This is a genomic window from Pelagibius sp. Alg239-R121 (assembly GCF_947331435.1).
Classification (GTDB): domain Bacteria; phylum Pseudomonadota; class Alphaproteobacteria; order Kiloniellales; family Kiloniellaceae; genus Denitrobaculum.
Genome location: NZ_CAMZOF010000004.1, coordinates 17512 through 34472 on the forward strand (window position 1 = coordinate 17512; position 16961 = coordinate 34472).

The following is a 16961-nucleotide window of genomic DNA, read 5'->3' on the forward strand; positions in this document are numbered from 1 at the left end:
ATATAGTTAGAGCTCGATCCACACCTCTGATTGTTTTACTCGAGAGCGGACAATAACGCTTTTGCTCCATGAAGCGGCAGTTTTGAGGGCGATGCGGCCTGTTGCCGGGAAAATCTTTCCCGGCAAATATGGGCATTACCCTTAAGGGCCGCCTTTCTCCGAGTCATACAACTAGAGTGTAGATGCAAACGATTGCGCCGTTCCCAGGCATTATGTGCCGTCGCTGCGCTTCTTCAGATTTTCACGGTGAAAGATGTAAAGGCCGCTGGCTGCGATGATGAGGGCACCGGCAACGGTCGGCTGATCCGGCAGATCACCGAACACGATGAAGCCGTAGAATGTGGCCCAGATCAGGCTCGAATAGCTAAAGGGCGTGACCGCAGCGGCAGGTGCCGACTGAAAGGCCTTGATCAGGGTAAACTGACTAATACCGCCGAGAAAGCCGATCAGAATCATTAACAGCCAGCCGTTCGTGTCGGGAGATTGCCAATTAAAGGGCGCCACGAAACACATGACGACGGCGCCAACCAATGCGGTATAAGCCAGCGTGGTCAAAGGTTGGTCACTGTGGCTGAGCGAGCGGGTTATAATCTGATAGAGCGCATAGCAACAGGCCGCACAAAAAGGCAGAAGGGCAGCAATCTGCACAGTTTCGCCTCCAGGGCGAATGATGATCAGCGCGCCGATGAACCCGACGACGATACTCACCCAGCGCCGGGGGCCGACCTTTTCCTTAAGCAGCGGCATGGACAGAGCTGTCACGATGATCGGAGCGACGAACATGATAGCGCTCGCGTCCGCCAGTGGGATTAGGCTAATGCCGGTAAAGAACAATACCGTGGTCACCAAAAGCAGAAGTGAACGAAAAAGCTGTATTCCCAGCCGTTTCGTACGCATCAAGCCCGGAATTCTGCGGTTGAGGTAGAGCGCCAAAAGCAAAGCATGGAAAAAGTAACGAGCCCAGACGACCTGCAGCACTGGATAGCTCTGAGTGAGATGCTTGGCAGCCGTGTCCATGCTGACAAACAGCAGCATGGTCAGCAGCATCCAAAGTATCCCTTTGCTCGAACCGGAGGAAGAGCCGGTGCGTACAGATGCGTCCGTCATTTAATGGCTTTGCGTTATTGGTTGTATGCCGCAGCAATACAGGAAAATTCCATTGCTAGGAATTCTCGGATTTGCGTATCAGCCATGCATAGATGATGAGAGCAGGACTTCTGCGCCGTGCGGCACCGGCCTTTTGATCAGGAATGCGTCCAACCTGCCCGATGACAATCGTTTGCATTGTGTAGAGGCATTTCTAATTTCAGCTCGGGATATGGCTTTGAATGAGAAGTCGGGTTCCCTGTCGGCATTGTGACAGCAGCAGGCACAGCGTAACGTACTGCATTGCCAAACATGACCATTAATCAAGGTATTAAGGTGACCTTAACTTCGTATGTTGCTAAGTTAAATGCACGTGCTTCGTCTGAGTTGAAGTAAAATAGATTTTTTATCGTCTATGGTATCTTTTTCTATGAAGATTGTTTTTACATGGAATGCAGCTTCCTTGACATCTATGCGCGAAATGACTCCTGTAAATTCTTGGAGCAGTAACGATGTTCAATAGATTGTCAGATCCGAGGTTGGCAGTTTTCCTTGACCATTACCTGGAGGTGCGGGGCGAGCGTACCATGCCGAGCCGCCAAGATATCGATGCGCTCCGGCTAGGTCCGGTTTTGCCTTTTATCTGGCTGAGTGACTATGAAGCGGCGCACGACACCTTTCGCTACCGGCTGGCTGGCGAGGAAGTAAATGCGGTGTTCGGCTCGCGGATTACCGGAAAGCTGTTGTCTGAAATTGTGAAAGGCGGGCGTTTCCCGACCGTTAACGAACTCTTCCTGAGGGTAGTGAACGAGAAACTGGCGCTGCACGCAGAAGGCCCAATCTATCGTTGTACTGATCGTATGACTTTGGGGGAGCGCCTAGTTCTGCCATTGTCCAGCGATGGTGGGACGGCCGACGGTTTGGTGGGCGTCACCGTGCGCGGTGATTCGATCGATCTTGTGAACAGTGCTCACTATCAGGAGCAGAAGTATGATTTTCTGCCGGTAGACGAACTCACAGAGCCCTCATCAAGTTTTCAGAGAAAAAGGGCAATCGGCAGCGGTTGTTGAGACAGCGGCGCGCGCCACAAGCCCCGACCTGCACCCGCGATCAAGCCCAACAGTCAGAAGACTTTGATTCTTCACATTTTATAAGGGCGAGTGCCAGCCGGTGAGCAGCACTGCCGTTTGACATTCAGTTGAAATTTTACGTTCTAGCTGCCGTTCCACAGCTTTCGGCTGTAGGTCCGATTGCCATGCCTACCCACTGTAGATTCGCCTGGAGTCAGGGATTGTCGGTTTTTTTTACGGTGTGGCATTTCTGTGTTTTATATATTTTTCAATCTCTTATAGACATTATCATCGTTCTATACCAACTCGAGCCGGAAAAATGTGTTGAGATTCTTTACAGAAGCAATGGGTGGGAATCACTAAGTAGTTGAAAATACGAATATAAGACTCGTGGCATAGAAGTTGCTTTGTAACTGCCAGGATTGCGATTAAACCATTTGCAGCAGCGTGACCCTCTGGGGTATTCCTGTGGCGAAATTTGGATGCGGCGATTTATTAAGCCGATTTTAAGGAGTGTGGCATTTATGGATCCGACTTTGCATGGCAACGAGAGTGCCGGGTCTAGGAGTGAGGAGCAGATGGACGAGGCGCGAAAAGCGCGGCGCCGTCTATTGAAGCTTGGTGCAGCGAGTGCGCCGCTGGTGTTGACCTTTCGGCCGAGTTCGGCTTGGGCAAACTCGGCTGGCTGTCTTCTGCAGCACGGAAATCTGCCGATCCCGGGCCGAATCATTAAGGTCGACACATATTGGCGGCCGATTCCCGACTATTACGGCTCTGGCTACGGTTACACGACCTACGACAATGGCTCTAACAGCGGTTATAGCGATAGTGGCTATAATAGCGGTTACAGCTACGATCAGAGTCAGTACCGCAGACGGGTGACCTACAAGACGATCAGGATAAGACAAAGAGTCGGTCACGTGGCTGATGCTGATATGCGGCACAGCAAGCTTCGCGCGCTGGTTTACAATGACAACATGGGAATGTCGTGCTTGAACTCGATTACGACGTTCTAGCAAGATAGCCTTGACGTGATCTCTGGAATCAGAGCATTGACGGTTTGGGGAGCGGGCGTCGGCCGATTATCGGCCGCGCCCGTTATTTTTCAGTGATTGAAGCCTCTACAGTCTGGCATCTTCCAGAACCCGGCAGTCTTGTCTGGCGGTCTTTCGACTCCTATTCGCTGCTTTTCAACGAGCGTTCGGGCGACACCCACGTGCTTGATCCCCTGTCACGCGAAATTCTGGATCTTCTGATGGAGGCTCCGCACGACGAGACCTCTCTGGTTCGCGAGTTAAGCAGCCTGATGGAAGGGCAGGATCCCGCGAAGCTTGAGGCGGCCATCCATGAGACCCTCGAAGCTTTTGATTCTGCCGGCTTGATAATTCCAGCATATTTTTCTTAATCCTCACGGTGTTATAAGGGCTCCGTGAATACAACGGATCGAACAATCTCGCCGCAACATCGTGCGGAGGTCATGCGTGGGCTGCGTCGCGGCACGCTGAAGTTCAAGGTCGGCCCATTCGTGGCGCGAATCGGTACGACCTATCCTCTACTGCAGCAGGATTTTCTGGACATTTATGAAGGCTATCCTCTGGCAGCGCCCGAGGACTTCGTCCATTTCAATCTGAAGGTCGGCCCGGTTTCACTGCTTCGGCGCTGGTTTAGACCTAAGGTGATTGCAGATGGTGGGTTCGTTGCCTCACCGTTCGTTCCCTTACCCGGCGATCTTGCTATCTTGGCGCTTGAAATGGGATTGAACTGGCAGGTCGGCACGAAATCCGACCAATTTCTGATCTTTCACTCGGGGGTCGTTGCCAAGGATTTTGAGCCATCGGCAACCGGCGAGGTTCGGCCCAGTCGCGCAGTGCTGATGGCCGGGCAGTCCGGGGCCGGAAAAAGCACTCTGACCGCCGGCCTTGCTTACAACGGCTGGCGCCTTTTCTCCGACGAGTTTGCGCTGATGGATACCAGCGATCTACAGCTTTATCCCTATCCCCGGCCGATCTCGCTAAAGAACCAATCTATCGAAGTTATGGTAGAGCGATTGGGTGAGGAGGTTTTCAGCCGTCCATACCTGGATACGCCCAAGGGAACCATCCGGTACCTCAAGGCGCCGGGGGACAGCCTGCGCAATGGGGATAGGCCCGCAAGGTTGGACTTGGTGGTTTTCCCGGAGTACAGCCCTGGCGCGCCGGCCCAGGTGGCCGAATTCGAAGGTGCGGAGGCTTTCGCGATGCTGCGCGGCGCGAGCGTCAATTGCGATCGTCTGGGCCAGGCGGCCTTTGATGCGATCTCCGATCTCACCGGACGCTGCAAATTCTTTCACTTGCAATACGATACGCTCGACATGGCTATGCGTATGGTGGAAGACCTGATGGAGGAGGCGGCATGAAAGGCCTGCCGGCAGATCTGAAAACGCTGCTGGTGGCCCCGCATATGGCTGGGGGCTGGTCTGCCGAGCGTTGGTCCCGCGTAGCCTATCTTGCGCAGGCTGCTGGTGTTTTGACACGCATAAGTGTCGACTTGACCGAAGCAGGAAAACGGACCGGATTGCCGCAGGGTCTGGAAGGGTGCTTGTTGTCGGCCGAACGCAATGGCGCGCGCAACCAGGTTCGGCTGTCGTGGGAAATGGATCGGATCAAGCGTGTCTTTTGGGACCGCGACATAAAGATTGTACTGTTAAAAGGGGCGGCCTATCTGGCAGGCGACATTCCCTGTACGCGGGGCCGCCTGAGTTCGGATATGGACATCCTGGTGGCCAAGGATGAACTTGCCGGTGTGGAAGCGACCCTGCTGGATGCCGGCTGGGTTTCAGCCAAGGAGATTCAAGGCGACGCGGAGGATTATGACGACCTCTATTACCGCCGATGGATGCACGAACTGCCGCCGCTGGTTCATGAAGGCCGTGGCACTGTTATTGATGTCCACCACACAATCCTGCCCCCCACAGGCCGGGTAACGGCTGATGGCAGCGAATTGCTTGAGCTTGCGGTGCCGGTTGAATCTCTTGCGGCAACAGAAGTCGAGGCGGCAAACGATCCGGCAGAACGTTCGCGACAAGGTTACTATGTCCTCTGCGATACCGATATGTTGCTGCATTCAACTGTCCATCTTTTTCAAGATGGTGAGATCCGCGGCGGTTTGCGGGACCTCGTCGATCAACGGGATATGATTGCCCATTTTGCGGATCGGCCGGGTTTCTGGGATCGCCTGATTGCACGTGCGGAATACCTGGGGCTGGGGCGCCCCCTGTTCTACAGTCTCCGGTACGCTGAGGCCTTGCTCGATGCGCCGGTTCCCGAGCCAGCGCTGAAAGCCTCTCAGCGTTTTGCGCCTCCGCTTCCGGTACGTTTGCTCATGGACCTTTTGGTGCCGCGCGCCCTGACTCCGACCTATCTTTTCGACTCCAACCGGGTTGTGAATTTCGCTGGTGAGTTACTTTATATGCGTTCGCATTGGCTGCGCATGCCGCCAGTCATGCTGGCTCGCCATTTAGCAATCAAAGCTTGGCGAAGAGCCGGCGGAACAAAGACCGCATAAACGCAAACTGCCCCAGGCAAGCGACTTGCTGTCGTGGATGTCACCGGCATAGCTTTGCTCATGCTTGGTCGTTTTACGGAGGCCGGAGTTCCAACCGGCCTCCCGGGCTCAAGTTCGCAACCTAAGCAACGATCGTTCTTGATTGAAGCAATCAATGACGTGAATCACTGTCTCGCGGTAAGATGACGAACCCGGTTGTTTTGCAGAACGAGTGACAAACGAACAGGTTCTCGCGGAGAGGTAGGGGAGACCATGGTGGTGTCGGGCATTTTTTCTTCCGTCGCGGCGGCGGTGCTGATCGCGAACATGCCTCTGAGCGGAGAGACCTGGCCACCTTACATGACTGGGGAGCGGCTGCTTGTGGCTTGCGGAAGTGAAGACCCGGCGGAGAAAGGACTCTGCATTGGTTACATCCTGGGGGTCGCAGATGTTTTGGGTGGTCCTGGTGCCAAGGTCGACGGTATCTATGCCTGTCTGCCGGGCGGAGAGACGACCGAGGAACTCGTCGAACTCGTGAAGGACTATCTGGCTGCCAACAGGCAACTTGCTAACTTAAAGGCGGACGGTTTGGTAGCCTACGCCTTGTCACTGTCTTTTCCTTGTGAATGACGGCTGATAATCACCGTCATTAGGACAATTCCGTCACTCCCGCCGCCCGCCTGCGAGCGTAATGACGCCGACGATAATGACGCCGGTCAGGAGCAGGCGAATGCCGGCGCTGAGGCCGAAGGTGTTGAGCATGGTCACCAACAGAAACATGAAAAGCGCCGCGCCCCAGATACCCGGGAGGTTGGCGAAGCCTCCGGCAACAGAGGTTCCACCAATCACCACGACGGCGATAGAGGCGAGCAGATATTCCGCGCCCATGTTCAAGGACGCACCCCCGGAAAACCCAGAGAGCAAATACCCGCAGAGACCTGCAAGCACAGCCGATTGAACGTAGGTTGCCAGGCGAATAATGTCGACCTTGACGCCCGCCAGTTCTGCCGCACGTGCGTTTTGCCCGATGGCATGGACCGAACGTCCGAATACTGTGCGATGAAGTACGACACTCATAACGACGGCAAGAAGGACGACGCAGAAAGCGAGAATGGGAAAACCGGCAATCTTCGTCGTCGTAAAGTCAGCCAGGAGTTCCGGTGGCTTGATCTTTATGCCACGTCCATAGGCGATGGCGCAGGACTGTACCAGGAAACTCGATGAGAGGGTGGCGATGATCGGTGGGATACGTAGAGCCCGGATCAGTCCGTAGTTGAATATTCCGACCAGCAGGCCGCAGATCAACGCGATCACAAGTCCAGGCAGGATCATGACATCCTGACTATCCATGATCTTCATGGAAACCGCGCCGGCGAAGGTCATGGTGGCTGGAATGGAAAGATCGACGTTACCGGGGCCGAGCGTGATGACGTACATCTGGCCGATGCCGACGATGACCGAAAAGGTTGCGAAGGCCAAGGCGGCGGACAGAATTTCCCCTGCGCCGGTTCCACCGGTAAAGAGGATCGTTGCAAGCCAAACAAGGAACGCGCCCAAAAAGGCCCAGATCCAGGGCTTCTCTGAGACCGTCCTGATTCGTTTGGTGAGTAGAGCGGTCATTTTGCACCGGTCCGGTTGATCACCACCCTGAGCGCCAGAACGATGATGAGGATCGCACCCTGAGCGCCGATCTGCCAGTCAGGCGAAATCTTCAGGAAGGATAGAAAGGAGCCCGCCAGTGTCAGGGTCATAGCGCCCAACACTGCGCCGACCGGTGAAATGCGGCCTCCGACGAATTCGCCACCGCCCAGGATGACGCCTGCGATTGACAGCAGTGTGTAGCGCAGCGCGATGTTGGCATCGGCAGAGGTGGTCAGGCCAATTAGCGAGATCCCGCTTAACACGCCAAAGAAACCAGCCAGAGCATACATGGTCATTTTGGCTTTCAGGATCGACCAACCCGCGCGCGCCACGGAACGTGGATTGCCGCCGACACCACGGAGCACTGTTCCGTAGGACGAACGCATCAGAGCCAGATGGACAACGAACGCAACCAGCGCCGAAGCGTATATGGTTGCGGGAAGGCCGGGTGCCTTGAAGGTCATGGCTGCACGCACCCAGTCGGGAGCTTTTCCACCTGGCGTCGGCAGGACCAGCAACGCCAGACCGAGCCAGAAAAACGACATGCCGAGAGTGACCACGATCGAGGGCAAGTTGCGCAGATGGATTAATGCGCCCAATGCCGCGTAGGCCAGGATACAAAGCAGCAGAACGGCAGCCCCTAGAAGGGGCGCTTCGTTCAACCAGGTCGCGCCAACGCAAGCAACGAAGCCGACGAACGCGCCGATCCCCAGGTCAAGATCGTTTACCGTGATGACGCACATCTGCGCAAGCGTCGCGAAGGCGATCGGCAAGGCGAGATTCAGCAGCAAATTGAGCCCGAAATAGCTCATGGCGCGCGGTTGCAGATAGAAGATGGCGATCAGAATAACCGTCAGCGAAAAGGCGGGAAGCAGGCTTCGAAGGAGGCGGGGTGAGGGGAGAAAGGTGCTCACGATGCAGGAGCCTTCGCTGACGAATGACTCTTGGACTGGTCTTCGAAGGAAGCGTGGAGCACCTTTTGTTCGGTGACCTCTGCTCCCGCGAGATCGGCCACGATGGTACCATTGCGGAACACGTAGATATGATCGCAGTGCGCCAACTCGTCCATCTCGGTTGTGTACCACACGAAGGTTCGTCCCAAGCCGACCTCTTCGCGGATCATCTCGTAAACCTCCTGCTTCGTGCCGATATCGACACCGCGCATCGGATCATCCATCAGGATAATCTCGGCGTTCGAAGCCAATGCCCGCGCAAAGAGCGCTTTTTGCTGATTACCGCCGGAGAGGGAGAGAATGTTGTTGTTCACGTCCGGTGTGCGGATTGCGATTTTGCGCTTCCAGTCTGCTGCGAGTTGCGCTTCGGCCTTGGGATCGATCAGGCCGCCACGGGTCAGTTGGCGCATGGAGCCAATGACAATGTTCATGGCAATCGACCAGAGCGGAAAGACACCGTCCACCTGCCGGTCCCCGGGGACAAGTGCCATCGGAACCGACTCTTCTCTCAACGCCGGTCCTGTGCAGCCCTTGTTACGATAGACATCAAGCAGGGCATCCGTCTGTCCATGACCGCCAAGGCCTGCCAGCCCGACAATCTCACCGCGGTAGGCAAGCAGCCGATGACCGTCGCTTTGCCCCTTGGGCTGCAGTGACACCAGCACTTGCTCTCCTGACTGGCGAATATCGGAAGTTCGTTGCGTGCCGTCCTGTTCTTTGGCGACACTTCCCATGGCTTCGACAAGATTGGTCCTCGTAAAGGCGCTGGCTTCCCGGTCTTCCACGATGCCGCCGTCACGCATGACGACGACCCGGTGGCTGGTTTGAAGAATCTCCTCCAGCAGGTGCGAAATCAGTATGCAGGCACCGCCTTGGTCGACGAAATTCCGGACGTGTTCAAGAAGTTGCCGCGCGATGACTGCGTCGAGCGAGGACGTTGGCTCATCCAGGATCACCAAGCGGATTGGGCTGTCGACCTTGGTAAAGGCACGCGCGATTTCAACCATCTGACGCTTGGCGATGGAGAGGTCCCCAACCAGCGCATCCGGATCAATGCCGTGACCGGGGAAGATTTCCTGCAGCTTGTTGGAAATGAGCGCGCGTGCCCGTGCTTTCCAACCCACGCCCTTTATCGCCGGATGCAGGATGCGGGCATTCTCGGCAACCGTCAGGTTTGGACACAACGACAACTCCTGAAAGACGCAGCGGATGCCGTTTGCTTGTGCCTGGTTCACACCGTAACCCGGCAGGACGCTAGCCGCTGTTTCGAATTTGAGGTTCCCCTGCGAGGGGCGTTGTGTGCCTGCCAGAATCGAAATGAGGGTGGACTTGCCGGCGCCATTGTGACCGACGATCCCCAGGACCTGACCCGTGAGAATCTCAAGATCGATACTGCCCAAGGCCTGGACGGCGCCGAAAGTCTTGCAGACACCGTCCATCGTAATCAATCGTTCTTGTGACTCGAACACCCTGCTCCCTCAAAATTTACGCCGTTCGGGTTTAGGATATTCTGCGGGACGCGATCGATTATTCGCCCGCGATGACCTTTTTGGCGTCGTCTAACGAGTATTCAACATTGGCCACGCTGCCTACTTCGGTACCGGCCAGTTTTTCTTCCAGGTCATCCTGGTCTACGCGCAGGAAGGGGACAACCAGTTCCTTGGGTACATCGGCACCATCGAGGATCTGTTGGGCGACCCAGAACGCCAGAGTGGAAACGCCAGGGGCAATCGAGACGGACATTGTCTTATAGCCGTTGGCGTCCTTTTGCTCCTTCCACCACTTCAATTCATCCTGACGGTTACCCATGATGATCAATGGCGTTGGCCGGTCGGCTGCTTTGAATGCCTGCGCTGCGCCATAACCGTCGCCGCCTTGCGTTACCACGCCGGTGATCTCCGGCAACGACGGCAGGATACCTGCGACGGCTTTCTGCGCGACGTCCTGCGCCCAGTCGCCGTGAACCGAACCGACGATTTTAAACTGAGGGTTTTCGGCGACGCCTTCATGAATACCGGCGCTGATTTCGTCGTCCACGAACACGCCTGCCAGGCCGCGGATTTCCAAAAGATTACCACCGTCCGGCATATGCTTGGCGAGATATATAAGCTGTTCTTTGCCCATCTGTTTAAAGTCGATCGCGATCCGCCAGGCACAGGGCGCTGTGACAATGCCGTCGAAGGAGATGACCTTGATTCCGGCGCTGCAGGCTTCTTCGACCGCACCGTTAAGTGCATCGGGTGAGGCCGCGTTGATGACGATCGCGTCGTAGCCCTGGAGAATCATATTCTGAATCTGAGCGGCCTGCTCGGTCACTTGATTTTCAGCGGTCGTGAAAGCGTCTGCAGATGAGACAATACCGTCTTTCACTGCCTGCGAAGTAATCTTTTCCCAGCTGTTGAGCATTGCCTGACGCCAGGAGTTGCCGGCGTAATTATTGGAGAGCGCAATTTTTTTGTCCGACGTATCGGCAACCGCCATCTGAGACCACGCGGTCAAGCCGATCGCAACACCAAGGGACAGCACCTTCAATTTTGAACGGATCATGATTTCCTCCTTGCTACAGCTTTGGGGCATCAACTTTCTGCAGTCCCGTGCGAAACGATCTCGGCTGGTTGGCCGTGGCAGTGATCGACAGGGATAGTTGCCCATCTTGATCGCCAATTTTTGAGGATGCTCGCAGCTGATGGCACTGAGTAACCAGGACGCGGTTTCCCCGTCCAGCTGCAATGGAGCCTCCCCGATTTGGCTTCGAAATGCTCTGCGGCATTTTGATTGAGGCTAAGAGAAGCATAGCTTGGCGTATGCGGCGCTTGTGGGAATGTTGTTACGCAAAATCGCCTCTCAGAGTGCGGGTTCCCGCAGTTGCTCGTGGGGTCATTCAGGCCCGGCCACGCGGAACTGTGGCCCGTATTGAAAGCCAACGATCGAGGTCATCCTGCAATGCCGCGAGACCGTCGACGTTCAGCAAACCGCGTTCCATGGCGATCGCGACTGCTCGGGTTCTGGAGTTGAAGACGGGACCGAATTCGGCATCTGCTTCTCGTTCATCCACGCCGAGTTTTTCATAGAGATGCTTGAGGCGGCTTTGAACGCCTCGCGTCGACATACTGCGGCGCGCGGCGATGGCCTTGTCGGTCATGCCGAGAGAGATATCCATCAACACCTCGAATTCCGAATCAGTGAGGCCCTCCAGCACGTTCTCGGCGCGTTGCTGAACACCTCGTATTTCCCGGTCGATGATGCATTGGTCCTCGCGCAGGACCCCGCGCAACGCAAGCACCAGACGGTCTTCGCTTGCGGATTTGAGAAGATAACCATAAGCAGCGAGTTGAGGAACGATGCGAGAGACGCCGCGGACATAAGCCTCGTCGGCGTAGTTGGACCAAAAGAGGATCCGCATCGAGGGGTTTTTTCGCCAGATCTGTTTCGCCGCTGTCACGCCGTTGGTCTGAGGCATCTGCAGGTCCATGATAACGCCGTGCACGTCGGAGCTCTCAACGATCTCCATGGCCGACTTACCATTGTCAGCCTCGAAGACCTCCTCGCATTCCGGTAGCGCCCGGGTCACGGCTTCTTTCAGATACGCTCTGTGAAAGGGATCGTCTTCTGTAACCAGAATATTCATGCTCGTCCTTTATTGAGCCGCCAGATCCTTGCGGGGATCGGCATGTACTGCCGCCTCGTCGATGACTTCTGATACTTCGCTCGTCTCATCCTGAACATCGTCTCGGGAGTCCGTCAGTTGAGAGAGCGGCAGGCTGATGGCTACCCTGGTTACCCCATCGATTGCGGAGCGGACGAAATCAATCTTCGCTGAGATCAGTCGTGCACGCACGCGCATGTTATCGACTCCGCCGGATGATCGGTCCCATTCGCCTGCTGGTCCCATGCCATTGTCCTCGACGCAAATGGACAGATCGGTAGCGCAGGTATCGATGGAAACTCTGATCCTACGGGCGCGGCCATGCTTTATGGCATTATTTATGGCTTCCTGTACGATTCGAAAAAGGGTCTGTCGCAGGGGTTCCGGGCCGCTGTCCAGGAGCGAGGCTGTGTTGTCGATGACCGTTGTCCTGATCGGCGGATGTACGCTGACCACCGACCGCTCGAGCTGTGCCTCCACGGCCTGACTAAACCCGAAAAGTTCCAGAATGCCTGGTTTGGTGTCTTCAATAATGCGCCGCAGCTCGGTGATGCAGGTTGCGACTTCGTGGTCCAGTTCGGCCAGATCGGATGATCGCAGTGTTGGTTGGCGACGCAAATGAGCAAGTTGCCGTGACACTCGCGCCAGATCCGCCAAGGTCTGATCGTGAAGATCCATACCGAGGCGTTTACGCTCATTCTCCATGCCTTCAGTGAGGCGCAGGGCTCCCAGTCGCAGAGCCTCTTCGCGACCCCTTGCGGCTCCCTCGGAGAGCGCAAGTTTCTTGGCTTCCTCGCTTCGGATTACGGCATAGACATAGGGTGCGAGCAGATCTGCGATCTCGCGAGCGGTAGCAACATCCTGATCGCTGTAGCGGTTCTTTTCGTGATTGGAGATATTGAGCGCGCCGTGAATTGTACCATGCACACGGAAGGGGACATGCAACCGGCTGTGCAATCGAGCCTCGTAGATCGGCGCGTCGAAGGCACCTTCAAAATGAAAGCGATCGTCCTGCCAGGCATCGCCGGTCAAAATGTAGTCGACCTCGCCGCGCAACAGCTGGCGGATCGGACTTTTCTCTATGGGCTTTGGCTCTTTTTCTTCGCCCCAACCGGTCGTGACTCCGACTTCGTAGGCAACGCAGCAGTCGCGGGTATCGGCGAAGATCACCGAAATATCCATATGATCGTATGATATCAGTGCCCGAATCTCACCGGCGACCCGCTGTAGGACCTGTTGAAAGTCGAGCTGACCGGCAACCGCTCTAGATATCGCCATATAGCGATCCAAAAGGGACCTCGCCTGCAACGATTTGGTTTCATTCGGCATATTTGCGACACTTTCTGGGGATCAAATCTACCATGATGCCCCGGAGGCAGCCAGACCCCACGTGGTGTTCCCGATGTTAGTCTCCGCCTGTGGTTCTGCGGGAATCCGCAGGTTGGCGCGGTGAAAACTGCGCCGTCATTCCGTCAAGCAAGGCAGACGATTAGCATTTCAACACCTAGGATTCCACGATCCAAATCGGCCTGCGTTTAGGTTTCAGGAGAGAGTGCGATGACCGGTGATCTCGTCGTTCATGACGAAGCTTTTCGTTTTCTGGTCAATCCCGCTGCCAGCTTGAAGAAATTATGTTCCGGCATGCTTTGGGCCGAGGGGCCGGTTTATTTTCCGCAGGGCGATTATCTGCTTTGGAGTGATATCCCCAACAACCGGATGCTGCAGTGGGTTGAAGGCCCAGGAATGCGGATCTACCGGTACAGTTCTAACAATTCGAACGGCAACACGCGCGACCGCGAAGGGCGCCTCGTGACTTGCGAACATCTCACACGACGTGTCACCCGGACGGAACCCAATGGCTCGATCACCGTGCTCGCGGACAGCTACGAGGGTAAGCGGCTTAACTCGCCCAACGATGTCATCGTCAAATCCGACGGCTCCATCTGGTTCACCGACCCCTCCTACGGCATCATCAGCGACTATGAGGGAAAAAAATCGCCGCAGGAGCAGGATGGCTGCTTCGTATTTCGGCTGGATGTTTCGAGCGGTTCGCTGGAGGTGGTCGCCGATGATTTCGTGAAACCGAACGGCCTGGCCTTTTCACCGGATGAATCAATCCTCTACGTATCCGATACCGGCGTTTCTCACCAACCTGGCGGGCCGCGCCATATCAGGTCATTCGAGGTGGAAGAGGGGGGACGATTGAAAGGCGGAGGGATCTTCGCAGAGATAGAACAGGGCGTTTCCGATGGCTTCCGTCTGGATTGTCAAGGCAATCTCTGGACCAGCACCGGCGGTGGCGTGCAGTGCTTTTCGGCAACAGGAAAACTGCTCGGCGAGATCGTGATCGGTGAAGCCGTGGCGAATGTCGCGTTTGGCGGCCCCAAGAACAACCGCCTTTTTATCACCGCCACGTCGTCGCTCTATGCCATCTATCTTGCGACCAGCGGCGCCATCTGATTTATGGCGCCGCTTTAATAATTGAGCTTAGGTGTTATGCCGCTTTAACGGCGGTCAGAAATTTATCCACTTCGTTGCGTAACAACTCGGTCTGCTGCGAGAGGCTCTTCGAGGCATCCAGCACTTCGCCTGCGGCATTGCCTGTCTCGACACTGGCTTTGCTAACGTTCGCGATGTTGCTGTCAACCTGTTCCGTGCCATTCGCGGCTTCCTGAGCGTTCCGGCTGATCTCTCCGGTGGCAGCACCCTGCTCTTCGACCGCAGCAGCAATGGCACCTGCAACTTCGTTGATCCGGCCGATGGTTTTCGTGATCTCTTCGATCGCGCCGACCGCCTCGCCCGTTGCCTCCTGAATTCCCGAGACTTGCTCTGCAATCTCATCGGTTGCCTTGCTGGTTTGAGAAGCGAGGTTCTTTACCTCTGTGGCTACCACCGCGAAGCCCTTGCCTGCCTCGCCGGCGCGGGCCGCTTCGATCGTCGCGTTCAGAGCCAATAGGTTGGTCTGTTCGGCGATGTCGTTGATCAGGTTGATAACTTCGCCGACTTTCTGCGACGCCTGGACCAGGCCCTGGACTTTCTGGGTTGCTTGCTCAGCCGCGCCGACGGCCGCATTTGCCGTGCTTGACGAGGTCGTGACCTGACTCGAGATCTCGGTGATCGACGCTGAAAGTTCTTCCGACGCCGCAGCAACGGTTTGAACGTTGCTGCTAGCCTGCTGAGAAGCAGCGGCAACCGAACCAGAACTTTCACTGGCGTTCTGTGCCAGCGACGTCATGGACTGGGCAGTCGAACCCATTTGATCTGTGGCGGCGACAACACTGTTGATGACGTCTCCGACCTGTTGGTCGAATTCGGTGGTCAACTGTTCGATCCGTTGAGCGCGTTGTTCACGAGTGGCCCGTTCGGCTTCCTGTTCGGCGGCCAAGGTGTCGGCCTTAATCATGTTGTCTTTGAAGACCTGCACGGCCTGGGCCATATCACCGAATTCGTCTCGGCGTTCGGTCGCAGGAATATGGGTGGTCTTGTCACCGCCCGCGAGTTCTACCATGGCAGTGGTCATGGCGGTGACGGGCGCAACGATCGAGCGGGATGTTAGAACGACCGCCGTCACAGAGACGACGAAGCCGATGGCCAGCATGAGCCATGCCGCCATCGACAAGGTATCGGCCTCGGAAAGAGTGACCTTGGCGTCGGTGTCAAGCAGGTGCCGCTGATTATCCAGCATCCCGCCTGTACGCGTGCCGTCGGCCTGCAACTCGCCGAGGAGTATGGTGAGCAGCTTACCGGCGCGCGGTGCAGCTTCCTTGACCAGAGTGTAGTTGGCCATGTTCCAACTGTCAGAGCCACGAATCTCAAACATCCGGCCAGGCATGGGTGCGAAGTTCGTCCGGCTTTCAGAGAACTCTTTGAATGCTGAAGCCTGACTTGGGGTGAACAGAGTGTTCATAGCGGCAAGGTCGGCGAAACGCCGTTCATTTTTCGCCCAGACGGTGTCGAAGCCGTCCGCGAATTTCTTGTTGCCCGACAACAGGTATGCGCGGATGTTGGCGAGTGCTACGGCGGTGGTACCACGTACGTCGGCCATAGCGCCCAACAGCTGCCGGCGCTCCACCGTAGGAGCTTTCGTCATCTCTTCATCGATCATCTCTGTAATCTTAGACAGCAGGACCGCCGCCAACGGGGCTGCCTCGGTCAGCAGTATTTTTGTGGCAGGCTGTTCATCGGCGCTGTTGGCGATGGCTTCGACTTGGGCTTGAGCCGTGCGAAACTCCTCGAGAACGCGCTCGAATTCAGCCCATTTCTCTATGTTTTCCGCGTTGGTCCAGCTCTGAGACAGACGAGACATATCAGCACGCTGGGATTCGATATCGGTCCAAATTCCGGCACGTTCGGCCTTGAACTTGTCGTTACCGGTCAGCATCCAGCCGCGCAGACTGGCGAGGGAAGCATAGAGGTCGCGTGTGATCGCGCCACTTGCAAAGGCTGTGGGTATGCGCAGTTCGTTGATCCGAATGATATTTCTATCGATTGAACCGACTTGAACTATCGTCGCGCTAACAATGACGATCAGGATTGCGCATATAGCCGCAAAGCCCGCAATCAGTCGGCCGCGGATACGTAGATTGACTCCGGAGTTGCCTGGTGCCTTGCTATCAAGGTCCGATGCGTTGAATTCGGTATTGTCGGTCATCGTTCGTACCAATTCGTTTCAGTTAATGTGCTGGCCAATCCGGATCGATGCCGTGTGTTTTCGTTCCGATTGAACGAAGTGGGCAAATAACCGGCACACCCGGTTTCGGTCGGGCGTAGTCGTGTTTGTAGGCGAGAGGGCACGGATGCCACGGGTTCGCGGTTATACACGTTAAGACTGTGGTATGGAAAATAGCCCGGTTGTTTTTAGAAATAGTAAAAACTAACCAATATTGAGAAATTATTGTGCAAAGCTATGTGTAGTGGTTGCAATTTGCGCAGATTATTTTATGGAATTTACAAATCAGTAATCTATATATTTAAAATTAGTAAATAAATGACACCAAAGTATTGAAAATTTTGGTTGTGTGAAAGCACTACCAGAAGTAATTA

The 16961-nt window shown here is 55.7% G+C and carries 15 protein-coding genes; 7 read left to right on the forward strand and 8 right to left on the reverse strand.

The genetic code is table 11. The annotated features are described in order from the left end of the window. Nucleotides 1-210: 210 nt before the first annotated feature. On the reverse strand, nt 211-1107 hold the full coding sequence (locus QMZ18_RS13615) for a DMT family transporter (protein ID WP_282606857.1): 897 nt from the start codon (nt 1105-1107) through the stop codon (nt 211-213). Between the two features lie 491 nt (nt 1108-1598). On the opposite strand from QMZ18_RS13615, the gene QMZ18_RS13620 reads away from it, so the two are divergent. The 6 genes from QMZ18_RS13620 to QMZ18_RS13645 all read left to right on the forward strand — a co-directional run bounded on the left by QMZ18_RS13620 (nt 1599) and on the right by QMZ18_RS13645 (nt 6308). Further along, nucleotides 1599-2156: a PAS domain-containing protein gene (locus tag QMZ18_RS13620; RefSeq protein ID WP_282606858.1), complete on the forward strand. Its 558-nt coding sequence runs from the start codon at nt 1599-1601 to the stop codon at nt 2154-2156. Nucleotides 2157-2680: 524 nt separating this feature from the next. After that, a complete protein-coding gene (locus tag QMZ18_RS13625) occupies nt 2681-3172 on the forward strand; it encodes a hypothetical protein (protein ID WP_282606859.1) in 492 nt (163 codons plus the stop codon). Between the two features lie 44 nt (nt 3173-3216). Continuing rightward, nucleotides 3217-3561 carry an HPr-rel-A system PqqD family peptide chaperone gene (locus QMZ18_RS13630; protein ID WP_282606860.1) on the forward strand — a complete coding sequence of 115 codons (345 nt, stop codon included), beginning with the start codon at nt 3217-3219 and terminating at the stop codon, nt 3559-3561. Nucleotides 3562-3633: 72 nt separating this feature from the next. Then, on the forward strand, nt 3634-4551 hold the full coding sequence (locus tag QMZ18_RS13635; RefSeq protein WP_282606861.1) for an HprK-related kinase A: 918 nt from the start codon (nt 3634-3636) through the stop codon (nt 4549-4551). Next, nucleotides 4548-5699: a nucleotidyltransferase family protein gene (locus QMZ18_RS13640; protein WP_282606862.1), complete on the forward strand. Its 1152-nt coding sequence runs from the start codon at nt 4548-4550 to the stop codon at nt 5697-5699. Before QMZ18_RS13635 ends, QMZ18_RS13640 begins: the two co-directional genes overlap by 4 nt. A gap of 258 nt (nt 5700-5957) precedes the next feature. Next, nucleotides 5958-6308 carry a Rap1a/Tai family immunity protein gene (locus QMZ18_RS13645; protein WP_282606863.1) on the forward strand — a complete coding sequence of 117 codons (351 nt, stop codon included), beginning with the start codon at nt 5958-5960 and terminating at the stop codon, nt 6306-6308. A gap of 33 nt (nt 6309-6341) precedes the next feature. On the opposite strand, the gene QMZ18_RS13650 is transcribed toward QMZ18_RS13645, so the two are convergent. From QMZ18_RS13650 to QMZ18_RS13675, 6 genes are all read right to left on the reverse strand, one after another. Then, nucleotides 6342-7298 (reverse strand): ABC transporter permease, encoded by a 957-nt coding sequence (locus tag QMZ18_RS13650; protein WP_282606864.1) that lies wholly within the window; start codon nt 7296-7298, stop codon nt 6342-6344. Continuing rightward, on the reverse strand, nt 7295-8233 hold the full coding sequence (locus QMZ18_RS13655) for an ABC transporter permease (protein ID WP_282606865.1): 939 nt from the start codon (nt 8231-8233) through the stop codon (nt 7295-7297). The genes QMZ18_RS13650 and QMZ18_RS13655 overlap by 4 nt, the downstream gene beginning before the upstream one ends. Further along, complete coding sequence (locus tag QMZ18_RS13660; RefSeq protein WP_322097214.1) at nt 8230-9741, reverse strand: sugar ABC transporter ATP-binding protein; 1512 nt, start codon at nt 9739-9741, stop codon at nt 8230-8232. The genes QMZ18_RS13655 and QMZ18_RS13660 overlap by 4 nt, the downstream gene beginning before the upstream one ends. 58 nt (nt 9742-9799) lie before the next feature. Next, complete coding sequence (locus QMZ18_RS13665; RefSeq protein WP_282606866.1) at nt 9800-10819, reverse strand: ABC transporter substrate-binding protein; 1020 nt, start codon at nt 10817-10819, stop codon at nt 9800-9802. 334 nt (nt 10820-11153) lie between these two features. Next, complete coding sequence (locus QMZ18_RS13670) at nt 11154-11900, reverse strand: response regulator transcription factor (protein ID WP_282606867.1); 747 nt, start codon at nt 11898-11900, stop codon at nt 11154-11156. Between the two features lie 9 nt (nt 11901-11909). Then, nucleotides 11910-13196 (reverse strand): ATP-binding protein, encoded by a 1287-nt coding sequence (locus QMZ18_RS13675; RefSeq protein WP_282606868.1) that lies wholly within the window; start codon nt 13194-13196, stop codon nt 11910-11912. A gap of 279 nt (nt 13197-13475) precedes the next feature. Between QMZ18_RS13675 and QMZ18_RS13680 the strand changes: the two genes are divergently transcribed. Continuing rightward, nucleotides 13476-14378 carry an SMP-30/gluconolactonase/LRE family protein gene (locus QMZ18_RS13680; protein WP_282606869.1) on the forward strand — a complete coding sequence of 301 codons (903 nt, stop codon included), beginning with the start codon at nt 13476-13478 and terminating at the stop codon, nt 14376-14378. A 34-nt stretch (nt 14379-14412) separates the two neighbouring features. Here the strand turns inward: QMZ18_RS13680 and QMZ18_RS13685 are convergent, their stop codons facing one another. After that, entirely contained in the window at nt 14413-16569 is a 2157-nt protein-coding gene (locus QMZ18_RS13685) for a methyl-accepting chemotaxis protein (protein WP_282606870.1), read from the reverse strand. Nucleotides 16570-16961: the final 392 nt, after the last annotated feature.